General features: G+C 72.1%; 10 protein-coding genes and 1 pseudogene. 6 read left to right on the top strand and 5 right to left on the bottom strand.

Annotated features, from left to right (window positions below; all coding sequences use genetic code 11):
• Both ABZ848_RS48935 and ABZ848_RS48930 read left to right on the top strand, forming a co-directional pair.
• Positions 1–934: pseudogene (locus tag ABZ848_RS48935) on the top strand (hypothetical protein); the annotation flags it as partial.
• A 914-nt stretch (positions 935–1,848) separates the two neighbouring features.
• Complete coding sequence (locus tag ABZ848_RS48930) at positions 1,849–2,136, top strand: hypothetical protein (RefSeq protein WP_360843465.1); 288 nt, start codon at positions 1,849–1,851, stop codon at positions 2,134–2,136.
• A 283-nt stretch (positions 2,137–2,419) separates the two neighbouring features.
• Here ABZ848_RS48930 and ABZ848_RS48925 read toward each other — a convergent pair whose 3' ends face one another.
• Together ABZ848_RS48925 and ABZ848_RS48920 are read right to left on the bottom strand one after the other, a co-directional pair.
• Positions 2,420–3,082 carry a hypothetical protein gene (locus ABZ848_RS48925; RefSeq protein WP_360843462.1) on the bottom strand — a complete coding sequence of 221 codons (663 nt, stop codon included), beginning with the start codon at positions 3,080–3,082 and terminating at the stop codon, positions 2,420–2,422.
• A gap of 225 nt (positions 3,083–3,307) precedes the next feature.
• Complete coding sequence (locus tag ABZ848_RS48920) at positions 3,308–3,583, bottom strand: hypothetical protein (protein WP_360843459.1); 276 nt, start codon at positions 3,581–3,583, stop codon at positions 3,308–3,310.
• Positions 3,584–3,862: 279 nt separating this feature from the next.
• Here ABZ848_RS48920 and ABZ848_RS48915 point away from each other — a divergent pair, with 279 nt between their 5' ends.
• From ABZ848_RS48915 to ABZ848_RS48905, 3 genes are all read left to right on the top strand, one after another.
• Positions 3,863–5,161 carry a glycosyltransferase gene (locus ABZ848_RS48915; RefSeq protein ID WP_360843456.1) on the top strand — a complete coding sequence of 433 codons (1,299 nt, stop codon included), beginning with the start codon at positions 3,863–3,865 and terminating at the stop codon, positions 5,159–5,161.
• Between the two features lie 345 nt (positions 5,162–5,506).
• The gene (locus ABZ848_RS48910) at positions 5,507–9,298 is read left to right on the top strand and encodes an alpha/beta fold hydrolase (protein ID WP_360843454.1); all 3,792 of its coding nucleotides are present in this window, start codon (positions 5,507–5,509) and stop codon (positions 9,296–9,298) included.
• Positions 9,299–9,368: 70 nt separating this feature from the next.
• Complete coding sequence (locus tag ABZ848_RS48905; protein ID WP_360843451.1) at positions 9,369–12,467, top strand: BTAD domain-containing putative transcriptional regulator; 3,099 nt, start codon at positions 9,369–9,371, stop codon at positions 12,465–12,467.
• Between the two features lies 1 nt (position 12,468).
• Here ABZ848_RS48905 and ABZ848_RS48900 read toward each other — a convergent pair whose 3' ends face one another.
• On the bottom strand, positions 12,469–12,663 hold the full coding sequence (locus tag ABZ848_RS48900; RefSeq protein WP_360843448.1) for a hypothetical protein: 195 nt from the start codon (positions 12,661–12,663) through the stop codon (positions 12,469–12,471).
• 594 nt (positions 12,664–13,257) lie between these two features.
• Positions 13,258–14,985, bottom strand: coding sequence for a protein kinase (locus ABZ848_RS48895; protein WP_360843445.1), 1,728 nt, complete (start codon positions 14,983–14,985; stop codon positions 13,258–13,260).
• A 732-nt stretch (positions 14,986–15,717) separates the two neighbouring features.
• Here ABZ848_RS48895 and ABZ848_RS48890 point away from each other — a divergent pair.
• Positions 15,718–16,704 carry an aminoglycoside phosphotransferase family protein gene (locus ABZ848_RS48890; protein ID WP_360843443.1) on the top strand — a complete coding sequence of 329 codons (987 nt, stop codon included), beginning with the start codon at positions 15,718–15,720 and terminating at the stop codon, positions 16,702–16,704.
• Between the two features lie 84 nt (positions 16,705–16,788).
• Here ABZ848_RS48890 and ABZ848_RS48885 read toward each other — a convergent pair whose 3' ends face one another.
• Positions 16,789–19,260, bottom strand: coding sequence for a Helicase associated domain protein (locus tag ABZ848_RS48885; RefSeq protein WP_360843441.1), 2,472 nt, complete (start codon positions 19,258–19,260; stop codon positions 16,789–16,791).
• Positions 19,261–19,690: the final 430 nt, after the last annotated feature.

The raw sequence follows: 19,690 nt of genomic DNA, 5'->3' as shown, positions 1-19,690 counted from the left end.
GGACCGCGGACCGTACCGGGCAGGCGGTGGCCGCGCCGTGGTCGGCCCGGCTGACCGCGCTGGCAGCGCGCCCGCCAGAGGGCGCGACTGCAGGGCGGTGAGTGCGTGGTCTGGAGAGGAGCGATGGCGGCTGGCGCTGGGCTGGCTTTCTGTGGTGCAGAGGCGTTGCTGTCAGCTGTCTCATATTCGTACGCGTCTGCGGGTCTGGCGGGCACTCTGGGCACAGGAAGGCGATATCGGCGGCTCGCCGGGGGAAACTGTGTCGGATACGGGGCTGTCGTGGAGCGTGAGACTGGCCGGCGTATGGGGGCGCGCGGAGTCGACCGTCACGAGGATTGTTCTCGCCCTTGTCTTCGCTCTGGGTCTGGTCGCCCAGTTCGTGAAGTCCGTTGGTGACGTGTTGCAGGGCAAGGTCTACCTGGGCGGGGCACTGCTCACCGTGGTGGGTTACGTGCTGTACAGCGAGGTGCAGCGCCTGAACGCGGCGCACACGGCCCACCAGGAGACGGAGCAGTCCCTGGCCGCCACGGTGCGTCGCCTCGAAGACGAACTGCAGCGGCTGAACCAGGTTCTGCGCCCTCTGGTGACGCCCGCGGCGTTGCAAACCGAGATCCGGCAGGCGCTCGAAGCCGGGGGAGAGGTGCACGTGGCGGCGATGAGTTTCACCGGAGAGACGTTCGTCAATCCGGTCAGGTCCATGCTGTACAGCCTGAGTACGGTTCCCGCGCGGAGAGTGCATGTGCGCGTTCTGGTACCGGATTTCACCGCGCAGATCGACGTCCCCGGCCAGGTCGGTGCCGGGGGCAGGATCTGCGACGCTCCAGAGTTCCGTGAGCAACACCGACGTGGCGTACGAGGGCCTCTACGACAAGCTGGATCTGCGCCCCGACCCGGACTGTGCTGCAGCTCCCGGACCGGACACGGCCGAGGGTGATCTCCTGGACATCCTCGGCGGCTCTCGGCTGGACCGCTGGTCACTGGAAAGCGGCGAACAAGACCGGAAAAGCCTCGCCCGCTGCCGGGACTTCTTCGAGACGCTCTGGCAGGGAGCCCGCGAACTGACGCCGCCGACGCCGCCCCCCGTCGGGCAGACGTCTCCTGAACCGCTACGTACGGCTGCCGGGGCGGAGTTCTTGGCCCCGCCTTGAGGCGACTCGCGTCGGCCCCACCCCAAACGGACACCTCCCGGGGCGACTTCAGCTCGCTCCGGCATTCACCAGGGAGTGGGTTTGGAAGTGGGGCCGCGGCTAGCCGCCCTCGGACGCCTGAGTGGAGCCACGCCGGGCCGCCCTGAGGTGGGGCCAAGAACTCGGCCCTAGCCACAGCTGTTGAGGTCGAACACGCCCCAGGCGGTGAGCGGCTCGGTCTGGACGTAGATCCTGCCCCGGGCCGATGACATGTCGGCGGCCGGGGGCAGGGCCATCGGGCAGGGTGAGTTGGCGGGCGTCCGTCGGCTCGACGGAAGTTTCGGTGTGTTCTGCGTTGGCGAGTCGGTCGCGCTCCTTGCCGTAGCCGCCGTAGAAGGCCACCCGGTCGCCGTGGACGGCCACCGCGCGGGCGCCCCTGATGCGGTTCGACCAGACCCTCACGGGCCGGTCGGGGCGGATCTCGACGAGCGGGAAGTCCGTGTAGGGGCACGCCCAGGCGGCGGTGTCCGAGACGTTCAGGGCGTAGCAGTCGAACAGGCCGGGGATGGCGGCGCCGTCGGAGGTCCAGGGGGGTGATGGCGCTCCAGCGGCGGATGCCGGCCGGATTTTCGTCGAAGTGCCCGACCCAGGTATGGCCGGTCTCGTCCACGAGCAGGTGCTCGATGGTGTCCCCGACGGAGAAGGAGGAGGTCTCGCGGCCGTGCGCATCGAAGACCTGGACCTGGTTCGCGTCCTCGTGCCGGCGGGCGCGGGACGCGGCGACGACGAACCCGGCGTCAGGCAGGCGGTCCAGGTGCGGCCAGCGGGCTCGCACCGAGCTCGGCTCGGTGAGTTCGACATGGCCGTCCGGATGGACGGAGACGACCAGGGCGTCGAAGGGGTGGACATCGCCGCCGGGCTGGGACGGTGCGTGCTCCTGATGGGCGCGAGCGGTTCGGGCGAAGCCACTGCCAGCCGGAGCGCCGGGCCGCCGTACGCGCGATCGTGACCGCCTGGGGCGGGGACACGTCGCTCTACCTGGTGGAGTCCCTCAGGGTCTGTCTGGCGCGGCAGGGCATGCGGACACGGCGCATTCCGGAAGGGGATGTCGTACGCGTGCACGCGGCGTCATGGCGGCCCTGCCCCCTGGGCGGCGAAGGCCACGCGGCGGTCGTCTTATCGTCGCGAGCGTGGAGCCGCCTCCCGGCACGGGTCGAATGTTTTCCGACTGCGGCTCTCTGCAGCGGTTCGGGCAGGAGCTGAGGAACCTTGGGGCCGTTGCCGCAGGTACGTCATGTCCGAACGCCGTGGGGCCTCTGCGCTGGCTTCGGCTTGTCGGTCGTCTTCGTGGCCAGCCGGTCTGCGGCACCCCGGTAGGCCGCCCATGCAAGGAACAGGATCTCGACGCCCGCGGCGATGCCCGCGGTCCGGAACTTCCCTGAGCCTGTCGAAGGAGTGCCCAGCAGCACCGGGATCTGCCCCCGGGGATCCACGGTGACGGTGACGGTCTGGCCGGCTTTGAGGCCGTCCCCGGACACCGTGCCTGGCAACGGCTGTCCCGACGGATCGGCCAACTGCGCGACGTGAGCTGGCGGATCGGCACCCCCGTCGACCCAGTACACGTCGGTCACCGTCGCCCGCTCCTGTCGGCCTCGGGCGTGCAGCGCCCGCTGGTCCAGGCCGGTGTAGGTCTGGTACGTCACGACCAGAGCAGCGATGGGCACCACGATCATCGCGAGGACGACCCAGCCCTTGGACCAGCCCTCGAACTCCTCCATGTGCGGCACCATGAGCAGGAGGAGAAGGAACGCCAGGACATAGAGCGCGGGATATACAAGCAGCTCCACCCAGACGCTCTGCGTGACGTGCAGCAGGATGCCACCGCCACCCTCAAGGCCCAGGAACACGACCGTGGAGCCCACCAGGAACAGCGCGGTCAGGCCCAGCAGGCGCACCCGCCTCAGTATTCGCCCGGCCACAACACCCCCACCACCGAAATGTTCCGCGTCAACCCGCCACCGAGGAGCACAATCGACTCTCTTTCGCGCGCCTCGTTCAACGTCAATTGAACAGTGCGCCATCGACCCCGGTGGCATCAAGCGGATTCGACTCAGGGGCCCATGGCGAAGGCGCTCCGCACTGGCCAACCATCATCGCGAGTGGCCAACAATCCCTTCGAGTCACAGGGAACCGCGGTGCACCCGACGCGGTTTGAACACGTGCGCGATTTCGGGGTCATGGTGGACCTTGGAAGGTGCAGGCCGGGCAGGGGGGTGCGCGAGCGACGGGAGGTGCAGGCGGTGGATGACGGCGATTTCGTTGTGGTGCCGCAGGGCGGTCAGTGCCATGGGCGTGGGAGCGCCGCCGGGGAGGTCGTCTTCGGTGCCGGGGGTGAGGGAAATCAGCCGGTTGCCGTTGTGATCGATGGCAAGGGGTTTGGAGGAGGGAGGGAACATGGGGAAGTCTGCCCCGACTTCAACACGCCCAACGCTTGGCCCGGCAGGAGCGCGGTGGCAGCACGGCGCCAGGAGGGCTCCGCCCTGGCCTGGCGTGTAGGTGTTCCTCGCCCGCCGACGGGCTGCACGACCGGCTGCGCACAGCTGAGTTCTGCGATGAGTTCGGTGACGGCGGGCATCCTGAAAGGCCTCGTGTCCGGCGCTGGGGTTGGCGCACTTGTTTTGCACATCGGGTTTCTAGCCTTGCGTGGCACCGTTCACCGAGCGAGGGAGCCCACCGTGACCTTGATTGTTGCCGCCGCGTCGCCGTTTCACGGCCATGTCCAGCCCGTTCTCACGGTCGTGTCGGATCTGGTGCGGCGCGGGCACGAGGTGGTGGTCCTGACGGGTAGCCGGTTCGCCGAGGACGTGCGGGCGGCCGGTGCGCTGCATGTGTCGTTGCCGCCTGGCGCGGATTTCGATGACCGGCGGCTGGATCTGTATTTTCCCGATCGTGCCGCGTTCCCGCCGGGTCCGGCGCAGTTGGAGTATGACCTGAAGCATGTTTTCGGTGATCCGGCCCCTGCCCAGTATCGTGCGCTGCGGACTTTGCTGGCCCGCCGGTTCCCGGCTTCGGTGGTGATCAGTGATCCGCAGTTTTTGGGGGCGGCGGCCTTGAGCCTGTCGGCTCCGCGCGGGCGCCGGCCGCTCACTATCGGTCTGGGTATCACGATGCCGACGGTGCTGAGTGAGGATGCGCCGCCGATCGGGCTGGCGATGCCGCCGCTGGCGGGGGAGGGGGCGAAGAAGCGGCACCGGGAGATGAATGACCAGGTCAGGGAGGTTTTTTCTGGTGCTCAGCGGCACATCGAGGACAACTTCGGGGAGTGTGGCGTCGAGTTGCCGGGGTTCGTCCTTGACTGCATGGTCAGTGCGCCGGATCACTATCTCCAGCTGACTGTCCCGGAGTTCGAGTATCCGCGGGGTGATCTGCCGTCTTCGTTCCGGTTCGTGGGTCCTTTGCCGGCCGTGCCGCGCCCGCCGCGGCCGCTGCCGCAGTGGTGGGCGGATGTGGAGGGTGCGCAGCGGCCGGTGGTGGTGGTCACGCAGGGGTCGTTCGACAACCGTGATCTGGGCAGGCTCGTGCGTCCGGCGCTCGATGCCCTGGCGGGGGAGGACGTCCTGGTGGTGGCCGTGACGGGGCGCGCGGACGGTGTGGCGGTGGTCGAGGGGGCGGGGGCGGTGCCGGCGAATGCGCGCATCGGCGGGTACGTGCCCTTCGATGCGCTTCTTCCGTATGCGTGTGTGCTGGTCACCAATGGCGGGTACGGCGGTGTGCACGAGGCCCTGCGGCAGGGGGTGCCGCTGGTGGTGGGCGGCGACGGAGAGGACAAGCCCGAGGTGGCGGCGCGTGTCGAGTGGAGCGGGGCGGGGGTGGATCTGCGGACCGGGGATCCCTCGCCGCGGGAGGTCCGCGAGGCTGTGCTGAGCGTGCTGGCCGAGCCCGGCTACCGTGCGCGTGCGCAGGCCCTGCGGGCCGGGTTCGAGCGCCATGACGCGCTGGAGGCCATCGCGGAGGTGGTCGCGAGGGCCGCGTAGCCGTTCACGCGGCCCGTCCCGCCGTAGCCGCCCGTAGCCGTTCCTGCGGCTCGTCCCGCCGACCCCGGCTCGTAGCCACTCCCGCGGCTGCTGTCCTGCCGAGCTGTGCGCGTAGCCGTTCCTGCGGCTCGTCCCGCCGACCCCGGCTCGTAGCCACTCCCGCGGTCTGTTCCGCCGAGCCGTGCTCGTAGCCGTTCCTGCGGCCTGTCCCGCCGACCCCTCTCGTGGCCGTTCCCGTGGTTGCCGTCCGGCGGTCACGGCCCTGGTGCCACGCCCGGTATGTCCTGCTCCGTGGGGGCGGGCCCTGCCGCTGCCTAGCATGGGGACCAGAGGGGGGCGGGACGGATGACATCGATGCCATTGCGGTTCGTGGTGCTGGGGGAGTTACGGGTGTGGCGGGGCGGGGCCGAGGTGGCGGCGGGGCCGCCGCTGCGCCGTACCCTGCTGGCCCTGCTGCTGGCCCGAGCGGGTTCGCCGGTGGCGTTGGCGGACATCGTGGAGGCTTTGTGGGCGGATGGGCCTCCCGCGCGGGCGGTGAACATGGTGCACCGTCATGTGGGGGAGTTGCGGCGGCTGCTGGAGCCGGGGCTGCCGCAGCGGGCCGAGGGCAGCTGGTTGTTGCGGGGCGGGGGCGGCTACCGGCTCCTGGTGCCGCCCGGCTGTGTGGACCTGCTGGTGTTCCGCCGGCTTGTGGCGGGGGCCAGGGCGCACGGTGATGTGCGGCAGGCCGTCGCCGGGTACGCCGACGCGCTCGCGCTGCGCCGCGGCCGGGCCGCGGGATGCCCGGCCCGGGCGCCCGAGCATCGCGTCTTCGCCGAGCTGGACCGTGAGTACGACGCGGTGGTGCGTGAGGCGGCCGAGGTGGCGGTGCGCTGCGGCCGGGTGGAGCGTGTCCTGCCCGCCCTCTCGGAGAGCGCGGCCCGGCATCCGCTGGACGAGGGTCTGCAGGCCCTGCTGGTCCATGTGCTTGCGGCCGGCGGGCGCCGGGCCGAGGCGCTGGACGTGTTCCGTATGGTGGCCGGCCGGCTCGCGCGGGAGTTGGGTGTCGGTCCCGGCCCCGGGCTGATGGCCGCGCGGCTGCGGGCGGCCGCCGGCGGGGCATGCGAGGACGTTGCGGCGAGCGCCCGGGCCCGGCCGGAGGCCGTGTCGCCCGGCGCCTGGGTCCGCCCGTCGGCCGGGCCGGCCCGCCTGCCGCCCGTGCTGCCGGTCTTCGCCGGCCGACAGGCGCACCTGAACCGCGTGCGTACTCTGCTCGACGACGCCGGTGGCGAGCCCGCCCCCATGATCAGCACCGTCACGGGCCCGCCCGGCGTCGGCAAGAGTGCCTTTGCCGTACATCTGGCGCACGAGGTGGCCGGACGCTTCCCGGACGGGCAGTTGTATGCCGACCTGCGGGGCTTCGGCCCCGCGGCGCGACCCGTGCGGCCGCAGGAGGTCCTACGGGGATTCCTGGCCGCTCTCGGCGTGCCGGCGGCCCGCATACCCGAGGGGCTCGACGCCCGAGCAGCCCTGTATCGCAGCCTGTCGGCAGGGCGCAGACTGCTCGTCCTGCTGGACAACGCGCGTGACGCCGCTCAGGTCCGGCCTCTGTTGCCCGGCAGTCCCGGCTGTCTGGTGCTCGTCACCAGCCGCAACCGGCTCGGCGGCCTGGCCTCCGCCGACGGTGCCCACCCGCTGACGCTGGGCGCGCTGACGCCGGCCGAGGCCCGCTCGGCCCTGGCCCTGCGGCTGGGTGCCGGCCGGGTGGCCGCCGAGCCCCGTGCGACGCAGGAGATCGTTCGGCTCACCGCGCGGCTGCCCCTCGCCCTGGCCGTCGTGGCCGCCCGCGCCGCCGGCCGGCCCTCGTTGCCGCTGGCGACGCTGGCCGGACAACTGCGGGCCGCGCACGGCGGGCTGGCGGCGTTGGGTGACGCCGACCCCGCGCGCGACGTACGGGCGGTGTTCTCGTGGTCGTACGACGCACTCGGTGCCTCGGCGGCCCGCATGTTCCGGCTGCTGTCCCTGCATCCGGGGCCGGAGCTGACCGTCCACACCGCCGCGGCCCTCGTGGGTGGACCGGTCTCCCAGGCCCGGTCCCTGCTCGCCGAGCTGGCCGACGCGCACCTCGTCGCGGAGCGTACGCCCGGCCGGTACGCCTGCCACGACCTGCTGCGCGCGTATGCCACCGAACTGGTGGGCGCCACCGAGAGCGAGCAGGAGCGGCGGGCGAGCCGGCGCCGGTTGCTCGACCACCTTGTGCACACCGCCCGTGCCGCCGCGGTGTTGTCCGACCGCCCGACGGCCGTGATCATCCCCGTCGCACCGGCCGGGCCCTCGGTGTCGGCGGCGCAGCCCCTGGCCGACGCGCCGACAGCCCTGGCCTGGCCCACGGGCGAGCGGGCGGTGCTGTGCGGCGCATTCCGCCGGGCCGCCGGCCTCGGACTCGGCACCCGTGTCTGGCAGTTGGCCGGGTGGGCGGAGCGCTTGCACGAACGGTGGGGACACGGGCCGCAGTACCTCGCCATGCAGCGCACCGCGGTGAGGGCCGCCCGCAGACTCGCCGATCCCGAGGCCCTCGCCCCTGCCCACGGCGGGCTCGGTCGGGCCTGCAGGATGCTCGGACGGTGCGCCGAGGCCGACGGGCATCTGCGGGCGGCCCTGGGCGAGCTGGGCCAGCTCGCCGTCGGCGACGGCAACGGGCGGGCGCCGTGGCGTCTGGCCCTGGGGGAGCTGATGACGCGTCAAGATCGTTTCACAGAAGGGTTCGAGTGCGTGGCGCCCGTGCTCGGTCCGTACCGGGCGTGCGGCCTGCGCGCCGCGGCGCGCAGGGGCGGGGCCGGTGTGCTGGTGGCGACGGCCTGGGGACAGGCCTGCCTGGGTGAGGCCCGTGATGCGTTCGACCACGCGCATCGGGCACCCGCGCTCTTCCAGGAGCTGGAGATCCCGCTCGCCGGGGGCTGCACCGGGGACACCCTCGGCCACCTCCATCGCCAGCGGGGCCGTCACGACCCGTCGGCCGGCTGTCACCGGCGCGCCCTTGCCCCTGTCCGGCAGGCCGGTGACCTGTGCAACGAGGCCTGCGTCCTGGACCGGCCCGGCGGCGCCCCTCACGTGGCCGGTGATCCCGCCGAGGCTCTGCACGCCTGGCAGACCGCCCGGGACGCGCTGAAGGAATGCGATCCCGTCGGGGCGGCCGAGGCGCGGCGGAAGATCGACCGTCATCGGGGAAGGCCGCCGGTCACAAGCCAGGCACACTTCGTCCACTGCCCCCTGCCTACGCTCCCGCCACCCACCAACCCCCTTGCACCGGGAGCGAGTTACATGACGTACACGATGATCAACGGCAACCGGCTGTTCCACACCGACGAGCAACCGGCCGACGGCCGTGCGGGCGAGACGCTGCTGCTGGTGCATGGCGGAACCTGCGACTCGCACGACTGGTCGGCGCAGATCGGGGCGTTCGCGGCGCGGCACCGGGTGATCGCCCCGGATCTGCGCGGTCACGGCCGGTCCACCGCTGTGACGGGCGGAATGCGCCCCCGCGACTTCGCCGCGGACCTCGCGCAGCTCCTCGAAAACGTCGACGCTCCTGCGGTGGTCGTCGTGGGCCACTCGATGGGTGCCGTGGTCGCTTCCGTCCTGGCGGTCGAGTACCCCTCCCTGGTGCGGGCCGTCGTCGCGGTCGAGCCCAGCTACGGCTTCGAGGCGCCGTTCGCGCCGCAGCTGGCCGCCGCCTTCCGGGTCCCCGATCCGGCCGCTGCCGCGGTGGCGGTCCTGGGCGGGCTGGAGAACCTCGCCGCGGACGGGCCCGACGCGGACGCGCTGCGGGTCTGGCACCGCCGGCGGATTGTGGGCATGGATCCGATGACGGTACGGGACGTCTTCCAGGGCCTGTTCGACGAGGCGGCCGCCGCGCTGACGGTGCGGCCGGGCGTGGAGAGCTACCTGTCGCGGCGCGCCTGCCCGGTGCTGTCCCTGTCGGCGGCCGCCTCGCTGAAGGCCAAGGGGATCGACGGCGACTGGGAGGAGGCGTTGAGCCGGCACCCCTCCAGCGCGTCCGCGGTCCTCGAAGGGGTCGGGCACTGGCTGTTCCAGGAGCGTCCGGCCGAGTTCAACGCGCTGGTGATGGGCTGGATCGACCAGCTGCCGGCCGCCTGACCGCACGCGGGCACGCGCACGGGGACGGACATCACGGGGACACGGGGACACGGGGACGACGACGGTGACGATGCGGTTCGAGGTCTTGGGGCCGGTACGGGTATGGCGCGACGGGAAGGAGGTGGCGCTGGGTGCGGCCCAGCAACGCCTGCTGCTGGCCCAGTTGATGGCGCACGCGCCGGGGCCCGTGGCCATGGAGGAGTTGCAGCACGCCCTGTGGGGCGAGTCGCCGCCCCGTTCGCCCGCCAACGCGGTCTACCGGCACATCGGTGTGCTGCGCCGGCTGCTGGAGCCCGGGCTGCCGGTCCGCGCCCCGGGCCGGTGGCTGCTACGGGACGCGGGCGGGTACCGGCTGCACGCCACGCCCGGGACACTCGACCTGCTGCGTTTCAGGGAGCTGGTGGGGCGGGCGCGGCAGCGCGGGATCCGGGGCACGCAGGCTGCCGTGGCGCTGCTGCTGGAGGCGCTGGACCTGTGCACCGGGCCGGTCGCCGGCGGTGTCCCGGTGGAGGCGCGCTCCCACCCCGCATTCAACGCCCTGGAGCGCGAGTACCTGGCGGTGGTGAAGGAGGCCGCCGGCGCGGCACTGGCCACGGGCCGGGCCGGGCAGCTGCTGGCCGTGCTGCACCGCGCCGCGGCCGAGCACCTGCTCGACGAACCGCTGCAGGCCCTCCTCGTGCGCGCGCTCGCGGCCACCGGGCAGCGGGCGGCGGCGCTGGAGGCCTGGCAGCGCGTCCGAGCCCGGCTCACCGCCGAACTGGGCGTCGAGCCCGGCGTGGAGCTGCGGGCCGCGCAGCAGGAGATCCTGCGCGAGGACGCCCGTACGCATCCGTCCGCGCCACCCGCGCCACCCGCGCCACCCGCGCCACCCGCGCCACCCGGGCCGTCCGCGCCGCCCCTGCCGCCAGAGCTATCCGGGCTGTCCGGGTCGTCCCGGTCGTCCGAGCTGTCCGGGTCGTCCGGGTCGTCCGGGCCGGGCGACGGCGGCGACAGCGCGCCGGTCCGGCTGAGTGTGGTGGCCGATACTGCGGCCGCCATCCCCTCCGGTCCGGAAACCATCCCTCCGGCTGCCCCGTTCGTCCGCCCCGCCCAACTGCCCGCCGACCTGGCCGCGTTCGCGGGCCGCCGCTCCGAACTCGCCCAGGTGGCGCAGCTGTCGGCGAGGGACGCGGCGGGAGCCCGGATCGCGGTGATCAGCGGCATGGGCGGTATCGGCAAGACCACGCTGGCCGTGCGGTGGGCGCACCGCGCCGCCCACCGCTTCCCCGACGGGCAGCTGTACATCAACCTGCGCGGTTTCGACCCGGGCGGGATCCCGGCCGATCCGGCACAGGTGCTGCGCGGCTTCCTGGAGGCCCTCGGCGTGCCGGCGCAGCGCCTACCCGCCGCGGCGGACGCCCAGGCGGGGCTGTATCGCAGCCTGCTGGCCCGCCGCCGGGTGCTGATCCTGCTCGACAACGCGCTGGATGCCGGACAGGTCCGGCCCCTGCTGCCGGGCAGCCCCGGCTGCCTGGTCGTCGTCACCAGCCGCGACCGGCTTCTCGGCCTGGTCACGGCCGAGGCCGCGCGCCCCCTGGCACTGGACCGGCTCCCGGCCGCCGAGGCCCGCGAGTCCCTGACCCGCCGCCTGGGCGCCGACCGCGTCCTGGCCGACCCGGCAGCCGTCGAGGAGATCGTCACCCGCTGCGGGGGGCTCCCCCTGGCGCTGGCCGTCGTCGCCACCCGGGCCGCCGCCCACCCGCACTTCCCGCTGGCCGCGATCGCGGACGAACTGCGCACGGCCCACGGCAGCCTGGACGCCTTCACCGACGCGGACCCGGCCGGCGACGTACGGGCCGTGCTGTCCTGGTCCTACCGCGCGCTCAGCCCCGGCGCGGCACGCCTGCTGCGGCTGCTGTCCCTGCATCCGGGCCCGGACCTCTCGCTGCCGGCCGCGGCGGCCGTCGCGGGCAAGGACCCGGCGGCCATCCGCCGTCTGCTCGCCGAGCTCACCCGCGCCCATCTGCTCACCGAGCACCTACCGGGCCGGTACGCCGGCCACGACCTGCTGCTCACCTACGCGGCCGAACGCGTGACGGCGGAGGAGAACGCTCCCGAGCGGGAGGCCGCCGTACGCCGTCTCCTGGACCACTATCTGCACACCGCACACGCCGCCGGCCGCGTCTACTCGCCCTTCTGGAGACTGCATCCACTGCCCGCCGCCGCCGGCGGGGCGCATCCCGCGTCCTTCGCCGACGACGCGCAGGCACTACGCTGGTACACGGCCGAGGCACGGGTGCTGGCCGCCGTCGCCGAACGGGCGGCCGCCCGCGGCGACCACGCCCATGTGTGGGGCCTGGCCTGGGCACTGGAACGGTTCATGGACCGCCAGGGCCACTGGCACGACGGCGCCGCCCTGCAGCGCCTCGGCCTGAACGCGGCCCTCCGCGACGGCCACCGCACGGCCCAGGCCCATCTGCACCGCGGACTGGCCCGCGCCTCGGCCCGCCTGGAACGCTACGACGACGCCCGCACCCACATCCGCCACTCCCTCGACCTGTTCGCCGACCTCGGCGACCGGCTCGGCCTGGCCCACGCCCACCGCAGCCACGGCTGGCTCCTGGACCGCCTCGGCGATCACGGCGCGGCGCTCGAGGCGGCGGGCCGGGCCCTGGCCCTCTACCGGGCCCTGGGCGAGCGGGCCGCGCAGACCAGTGCCCTGCACGCGCTGGGCTGCAGTCATCTCCTGCGGGGCGAACACCACACGGCCGCCGCCTACTTCGAGCAGGCCCTCGGAGGCCTGGCCGGCCTGCCCACCGGTACCCGGTACGCCGAGGCCGGCGCCTGGGACAGTCTCGGTGTGGCCCGCCACCACCTCGGCGAGCACCGGCGGGCCATCGCCGCCTACCAGGGCGCGCTACGGCTCTACCGCGAGGTCGGCGACCTGTTCAGCGAGGCGGGAACACTGTGCCACCTCGGCGACACCTACCTCGCCACCGGCGACCCCGGCGCGGCCCGCACGGTCTGGGAACGCGCGGTGCGCCTCCTGATCCGGACCGACCCGACCGCCGCCGAGGAGATCCGTACGCGCCTGCTGGCCCTCGGGGACGCGGTACCCGCGCCACGCATCACCGCCGTGCCCGCCGCCGACGAGGACCTGCCCCGCACCGCCGGGGCGGCACCCGAGTAACTCACTCTTCGCGGGCCCGGGCGTCGTACGGGAGGGGCCCGTGCATCTGGCTGCCCGCGTCTCGTCCGACGGCCTTCGCCGGCCCGCCCGGCAGCGTGTCGTCGCCGGTGAGCCGCGCGGGCAGGCACAGCCCGCTGCGGGTATCGGTGCCAGGCCGCGGACAGAGCCGGCGCTCCACCGGATCACCGGTGAGCATGCACCGGCTCCGGCCGGGGCGGGCATTCGACCACAGGGGCCAGGCAGTGCGGCATCGAGGAAGGTCCGGGTGGGACGGCGGCCGACGTCCGGTGGGGCGCCGCCGCGCCGGCACGCCTCCGCGGGCAGGCGGCAGGCCTCGTCCCGGCAGCCGCGTGCTGGATCTCCCGGCTCGCTCCGCGACGGAAGCGCCCGGCGAGCGCGCCGGTGATGCGCGCCGCCCGGAGCAGACCCCGCCGTCACCGGTCAATCGTCCGCCCCTGGGTCAACTTCCTTCGCATACCAGACAATCGAACCGCAAGGCCGAAAAGGGGCGATCATCATCTCCCGTCACGCGCACCTCGCGACTGCCTCAGGGCGGCACGATGCCAGAAGACGTGGGGGAGGACCGCCTCCGGGTCCAGTGCTTCCCGACCAAATGCGAAGATCGAAAGCGGGGATGGGTGAAGTCACCGGTCGGGGACCGGAGTTGGTGAGGCCTCCCAGAGGTGAGCGCGGAAGCGGCCGTGCAAGCCGCGGTCACGGTTCCGGCGCTGCCGGTCGTGGCGCCCGGCACGACCGGCGCAAGGACTCCCGTGCATACGCGGCCGGGGTGTCAGGTCGTGCTGCGCAGGGCGTTCCAGGTGTCGTGGGCCACGATGCCGTCGGCGTCCAGCCCCCGCTCGGTCTGGAAGGCCCGGACCGCAGACTCCGTGTCGGGCCCGAACTCCCCGTCGACGCCGGTGTCTCCCACGCTGTATCCGCGCCTGGTGAGGATGCACTGCACCTGCAGTACACGCTTGCCGCTGTCGCCGAGACGGGTGCGTCCGTTGCCGGAGTAGTAGGTGCACTCGGTGAGCCAGGGCGCGGTTTTGGCGGGCGGGCTGTCGGCGGACGGTGCGGGGGAGGAAGCGGTGGCCTCCGGGGTGCTGCCGGCAGCGGAGGCGTCGTCGTGCTGCTCGCCGACGGAGTGGGAAGGGCCGGGCTGCGGGGCAGAGGCGGTCGCGTTCTGGCGGTCGTCGACGGCGACGCCGTCGACGTTCGGGCGCGGCTGCCCGTTCGCACCCGGGGACACCCGCGCACCGGAGCCGCCACCGGGCGCGGTACCGACGACCGTGGTGGCAGCGCCGTGCCCGGTGCCGGTGCCGGTGGCGGGCGGGCCCTGGCGGACGAGCAGTAACACCACCGCAACCACCGCGCAGACCGAGAGGCCCGCGACGGCGACCAGCCACGGCTTCCTCCGCCCCCCGGCAGAAGCAGAAGCTTTCACCGGCCCGTCCTCGGCCTCGCCCCCGCCTGCCGAGCCGGGCGGGGCAGCTTCGGGCTCCCGCGCTAACGGACCTGCCGGCCGGCCACCGGCAGCGGCAGACCCGGAAGGGGCCAGGTCCGCGACGGGCACGCGGCGCAGCACCTCATAAGCCCGCTGCCGGACTGCCACCCGGCCGGCCAGCGGCTGCGGCCAGGCGGCGGAGACAACAGCGCACGCGGCGGCCGCGTCGACGAGCTGCTGCGGGGCGGGCCGCCGCTCGGGCTCCTTGGCCAGACAGGCGGTCAGCAAAGAACCGAGCCGCCCGTCCGCCGCCGAGACCCGACCGATCACCTCGGGATCCGGATCCTCGTAGGCCACCCGGTGCATCACGTCGACACCGGTCCCCTCGCCGAACGGCGCCCGCCCCGCCGCCGCGTAGACGAGCGTCCCGGCCAGCGAGAACACATCCGAGGCCGTATCGGAGCGCCCCTCCCTCAGATGCTCGGGCGCCATGTAGGCCGGAGTCCCCACCCGGTTTCCAGTACCGGTGATCGCACTCGCGTCCGCAGCCTTCGCGATACCGAAGTCGATCACGTGCGCGCCCCCGGCGGACAGCAGCACGTTGGACGGCTTCAGATCCCGGTGCACGATCCCCTCAGCGCCGAGGTCCGCGAGCGCCTGCCCGAGCTCGGCGACCAGCCGCCAGACCGCGCCCGCATCCAGTACGCCGACCTCCCCGACGGCCTGCGCCAGATCGAAGCCGGGCAGATACTCGGTGGCCATCCACAGCAGCTCGTCATCGAAGCCGGTGCCGGCAAGACGCGGTGCGTGCCGGGTACGAAGCCGGGCGTGCACCGACGCCTCGCGCTCGAACCGGCGCCGGAATCGGGGATCGTCCGCGTACTCCGGCCTGATCACCTTCACCGCGGCCAGGCCGGGGCTGTCGTCGGCGGGACGGGCCAGAAAAACCCGCCCCATGCCACCGCTGCCGAGCAGCGCCATCGGCACATAGGGGCCCACACGCCGAGGGTCGCCCTCGCGCAGCGGTGAGGAACCGGTCTGCCGCAGCGCGGCACCCGCATCGTCCGCCGGCACCGGCCGCTGTCCCGACAACACACGTCTCCCGAAGTCACGTTCGTCGTACGCCAGTTCACCCGAAGGGGACACGAGGCTAACCCCGGCCCGCGCGCGCGTTCAGGCAATCGGTTACTTCCGTCGCGCGGCTCACCGGAAAGGAAAAGCCGGGCAGAGCCGATCCGCGCGGGGTGCCCCGATCCAGCAGACCGGTCGAGGCGGCCGGCGGCGCCCTGCACGGCAGCCGACCGGGAACGCAGAGGGCCTCGTTCGACGATGTCCACCGGTGTGCCGAACTACCCGAGACCGCCCACCGCCCACCGCCCACCGGATACCGGAAGCCCGGAGCCAACCGGCCCGGCACGCGTCCCATCAACCCGCCCGAAGGCCTTCGTCACGCACTCCAGCGTCAGCAACGACCGGCCTGCTGCTCAAAGCCGGATGCGGACCCCGCCCGGGGCACGGCCCATGGGGGGAGCCCGCAGACTCTGGCAGGACAGACCGCCCCCCACCACCTGGCGGCCCGCCGTCCGGGCGGACACGGCAGGGCAGTTGACGGATACCCCCGACCCGAGGGCCGGCCGGGGGCGTGGCGTGGCGGGGGCCGCCGCACCCCCGGGCGCCCGTGTTCCTGCACCAGGCCATGTGATGTCATGCCCGGGGAAGCGGCCGCGCCCAGACCGCCGGTCGCCGACCCCCGGGGGCCCACCCTCCGGGTGGCCGGGCTTGCAGGTCGGATCGAAGGGGCAGGGTGTGGAGAGCATCACCAAGAACAGGCAGTCACCCACCACGCTGCGCGCAATGGTCGAGCGCGCCTACGGTGCCGGCCGCGTGCCGGCCGGCGACGGCTGGGCGAGCGAGCTGGGGCACGGCTGGTTCAACGTCGCCTACCGCATCCGCCTGCGGGACGGCGCCCAGGTCGTCCTGAAGATCGCCCCGCCGCCGCAGGTGGAGGTGATGACCTACGAGCGCGGCGCGATGGCGACCGAACTGGCCACCCTGGAACTCCTGCGCACGCACACCGCGGTGCCGGTCCCGGCCGTCGACTTCGCCGACCAGAGCCGCGAACTGTGCGACGCCGACTACTTCTTCATGCCCTACGTCGACGCCGACAACCTCGGCATCATCGCCGAAACGCTCCCCGCCGCCGAGCGCGACGCCTACGGGGAACAGGTCGGCGCCGCCAACCGGGAGATCAACACGCTGCGCGGCACGGCCTTCGGACCGCTGACGGGGCCGGGGGATGCGAGCTGGCGGCGCGTGTTCACGAGCATGCTCGAAGACGTCCTGCACGACGGCGAACGCCGCAGCGTCGACATCGGCCGGCCCTACGACACCGTCCGGGCGGTGGTGGCCGACCACGCCGCCAGCCTGGAGGAGGTCACCCAGCCGCGGCTGGTCGAGTGGGACCTGTGGGACAGCAACGTCATGGTCCGCGACGGAAAGATCGTCTGCATCATCGACCACGAACGCGCCTTCTACGGCGACCCGTTGATCGAGGCCGGATTCACCGGCACCCAGCTGCCCGCCTTCGGCGATCCGACGGCCTTCCTGCGCGGCTACGGCCACGGCAACCTGACCCCGTCCCAGCAGGTGCGCCGCAGCCTCTACGGCCTCTACCTCACACTGATCATGGTCATCGAAACCGTCTACCGCGCACACACCGACACCCGCCAATACGACTGGGCCCGCACAAGGCTCGACGAGGCCATGGCCCTGCTCGGCCAAACCCACCGGTGACCACCCCCCTCACCCCGCCCCCGACAACACTGCCCGGCCGACAGCACTGCCTGGCTCGGCACCGAATACAACCCCGCTTCGGCATTACCAGCGCATGCCCAACTCGTCGAGATCGGCACGGCGTCCGGAGCCCAGCTTGGCGGCGCGCCGACGAGTGTTGTCGAGGAAAGCCCCCAACTTGACCAACTCGCCGCCGACGACCTCCACATGCTTACGAGGCACCGTCAAATGCCCCTCGCGGGCGTGAAAGGCCCGCGCAGCCGCAAGGTTGACCGCCCACCGGGCGTCCTGCGCACGACGGGCGAGCACCGGGACCCCGCCGTCCCCGACGGGCTCGATGCCGAGCGTCTCCAGGAGATACTGCTGCGCCGGCACCAACCGATCCCACGAGACCCTCTGCCCGCCGATCCACGCGCCCAGGTCCTCACCCTGCACGATCACCTCGCCCGCCACACCGGGAAGCCCGCCACCGGCCCGGACGTGAGCGAGAACGAGCCGATAGCCACGCTGCCAGCTGATCTCCCACTCCGGACACCACCCCGGATCCACGTCCTCCAACGCCTCCATACGGCTCTCCGACAACTCACCAGCACAGGAGACGAGCTCTCCAGCCGCACGCCGTACAGCGTTCACTCGGATCTTGCGGGCCGCCGCACGTTGGTTCTTCGCCCACGTCCCGATCGGGTAGCCCTCCCACACCACCGGAGCGGACGGCAGGAAATGCCCGTGCACGGCAGCGTACGAGCGGGCCACGGCCAGCCCCTCATCCCACGCACTCGCCTGCACAGACCACACCATGCCCAGCGCCTCCAACTCCACCACCCGAGCCGCCTCCAAAGTCCCGGCCGCGTAGGAGCGGCGCTGATCCGCGACCCACACCCCCAGCGGATGCCCACCGATCGCGGGCCAGTCCTCCGGCGTGACATACGTGTACGGCACCCGCAGCTCGCTCGCGCCGGTCTCCCGCCGCCACCGCGTCGCCGCCTCGATCCCACGCCGCCAATACACCCCCTCGGGGTCAATCACCCGCAGCCGAACGAACTGCGCCAGCGCCCCCGGATCGCGCCCCCCACTGAACCGCAACACCCCAGCCGCCCTCGCCGACACCGGCAACTCATCCTCACCAACGACGTCCTGCTCGTCCCCGAAGCCACCGCCCTCCGACCCCAGACGGCTGTTGCGCACACGAGGATCAGCAAACGCCTCGATCGTCTCCGTATCGTGCGCCCGCAGCGCCCCGAGGATCTTCACGAGGCTCCCGTACGCGTCCGAGGTAAGCAACTCATTCGGATCTTCGCCCGGACCAAGAAATACCGGCACGATCAGCGTGGCAATTTTCCCGGCACCAGGCTCCATACGCAGGGCGCGCCCAACCATCTGCACGATATCCACCATCGAGCCCCGAGCATCCGCGAAAAGCACCGCATCACATTCAGCGGTATCCACCCCCTCCCCGAGCACCCGCACGGAACTCAAAACCCGCAACCGCGCCTGAATATCGCGCCCCAAGAATTCGGGCCCACCGAGAAAATCAGAGGCAAACTCATCCAGCACCACGCGCCGATGCACCGGCGCGTGGCCGCCATACAGCCAATCCGCCCAGACCTGGTCTGCAGGCGGGAAGAACTCCGGATCATCCTCGGCGAGCCTAGCCGCTACCGCCGGCACCGAGACCGCCATCGCCTCCGCCTCGCTCACCCGACTGTGAAAGGACAGCACCCGCCGGAACCGCTCCTCGGCGGCCGCACGCATAAGTCCGGTCTGCACAGCCGCGAGCCGAGCGCCGCGTACGACGTCCGAACCGCTGTCCTCACTCGTGAGCACCGCATACAGCTCCGGATCACGGATATCCAGGCACAACACCTGATACGGCGCCACCAACCCCAGCCGGATCGCCTCCGACAACTTCAGCTTGTAGGCCACCGGACCGAAGACAGGCGAGCCCTCATCCATACTCGCCACCAGCCGCGGAGCAGCCCCCTCGGCCTCCCACACCCGCGCCGTCGCCGTCATGTACAACCTACGCACCGCAGGAATCTGCGCCTGGTCGTGCACGGCCGCCCACGGCTTGCCCACATCCCCACTGGTCCGGTGCGCCTCATCCACCACCATCAGGTCCCACACCGCAAGGCCGGCCGCATGCGCCCGCTGCAGAACGCCCAGACCCACAACGGCGTAGGTGGCGAACACCGTCACCGTCTCCGGACCAGACATCCAGGAGACCAGCTCCCGCGGGTCCGTCGTGCAGGGCAGACCCGCACTCTCCTCCGCCCGCAGCGAGCACACACCGACCATCGCACCGCGTCGCCCACCCTGCCGCCACGCAGCAGCCATCTGCGTCAGCAAGTCCAACGTCGGCACCAAAACCAGCACCCGACGCGCCGAAAGCCGATTCGCGGACTCCACTCCAATCAGGGTCTTACCCGAGCCGGTAGCGGCGATTACCTGCGTCCTCAAACCATCGGGCGGAACACCTGTACCAGGCTTTTCTGAGAGATTTCGAAGGACAGAGTCAACTGCCTCAAACTGATGCGAGCGAAGGACCATACGCGTCATTCCTATCCCTTTCATGATTCTGCATTCTGGGTCAATATCAGATTGGCCTGTATTTTGGATTCACTCGCACAGTCTGCCTGGATGGGAACGTATCTATTATTCCAAACTCTATCCGGCACTTAAGAATGACGCACATGGCTTGTCTGAGAGTATCTAAATTTGGTTGACTGTGTTGACTTTTCGGGAGGGGGGCATGAGAGTTGACGCAGGGTCAGATATCTCTAGCGCCCACCGCAGAGCCCCCCTGACGCCTCGCCAACCCTCTGTAGCCAGCCGTTCTTGCGGGATCGGAGCGCGGAGCGCACCGATCCCGCCTGGGAGACGGCGGAGCCGGCTCCCGTTCCGGGCCACGGAGTGGACCGGTAGGCCGGAACGGAGTTCTGGCCTATTCCGGCGGAGCCGGAATGCCGCCGCGTAGCGGCGGCGCGTC

The organism is Streptomyces sp. NPDC047081 (assembly GCF_040643775.1).
Taxonomy (GTDB): Bacteria; Actinomycetota; Actinomycetes; order Streptomycetales; family Streptomycetaceae; genus Streptomyces.
Note: the sequence above shows the minus strand (reverse complement) of the source record. Positions and strands in the feature narration are given on the sequence as shown.

Excerpts from the sequence above, each read along its gene's own strand:
- ABZ848_RS48920 (WP_360843459.1), bottom strand. The coding sequence starts at position 3,583 with ATGTTCCCTCCCTCCTCCAAACCCCTTGCCATCGATCACAACGGCAAC.
- ABZ848_RS48905 (WP_360843451.1), top strand. The coding sequence starts at position 9,369 with ATGCGGTTCGAGGTCTTGGGGCCGGTACGGGTATGGCGCGACGGGAAG.
- ABZ848_RS48910 (WP_360843454.1), top strand. The coding sequence starts at position 5,507 with ATGACATCGATGCCATTGCGGTTCGTGGTGCTGGGGGAGTTACGGGTG.
- ABZ848_RS48900 (WP_360843448.1), bottom strand. The coding sequence starts at position 12,663 with ATGCTCACCGGTGATCCGGTGGAGCGCCGGCTCTGTCCGCGGCCTGGC.
- ABZ848_RS48885 (WP_360843441.1), bottom strand. The coding sequence starts at position 19,260 with ATGACGCGTATGGTCCTTCGCTCGCATCAGTTTGAGGCAGTTGACTCT.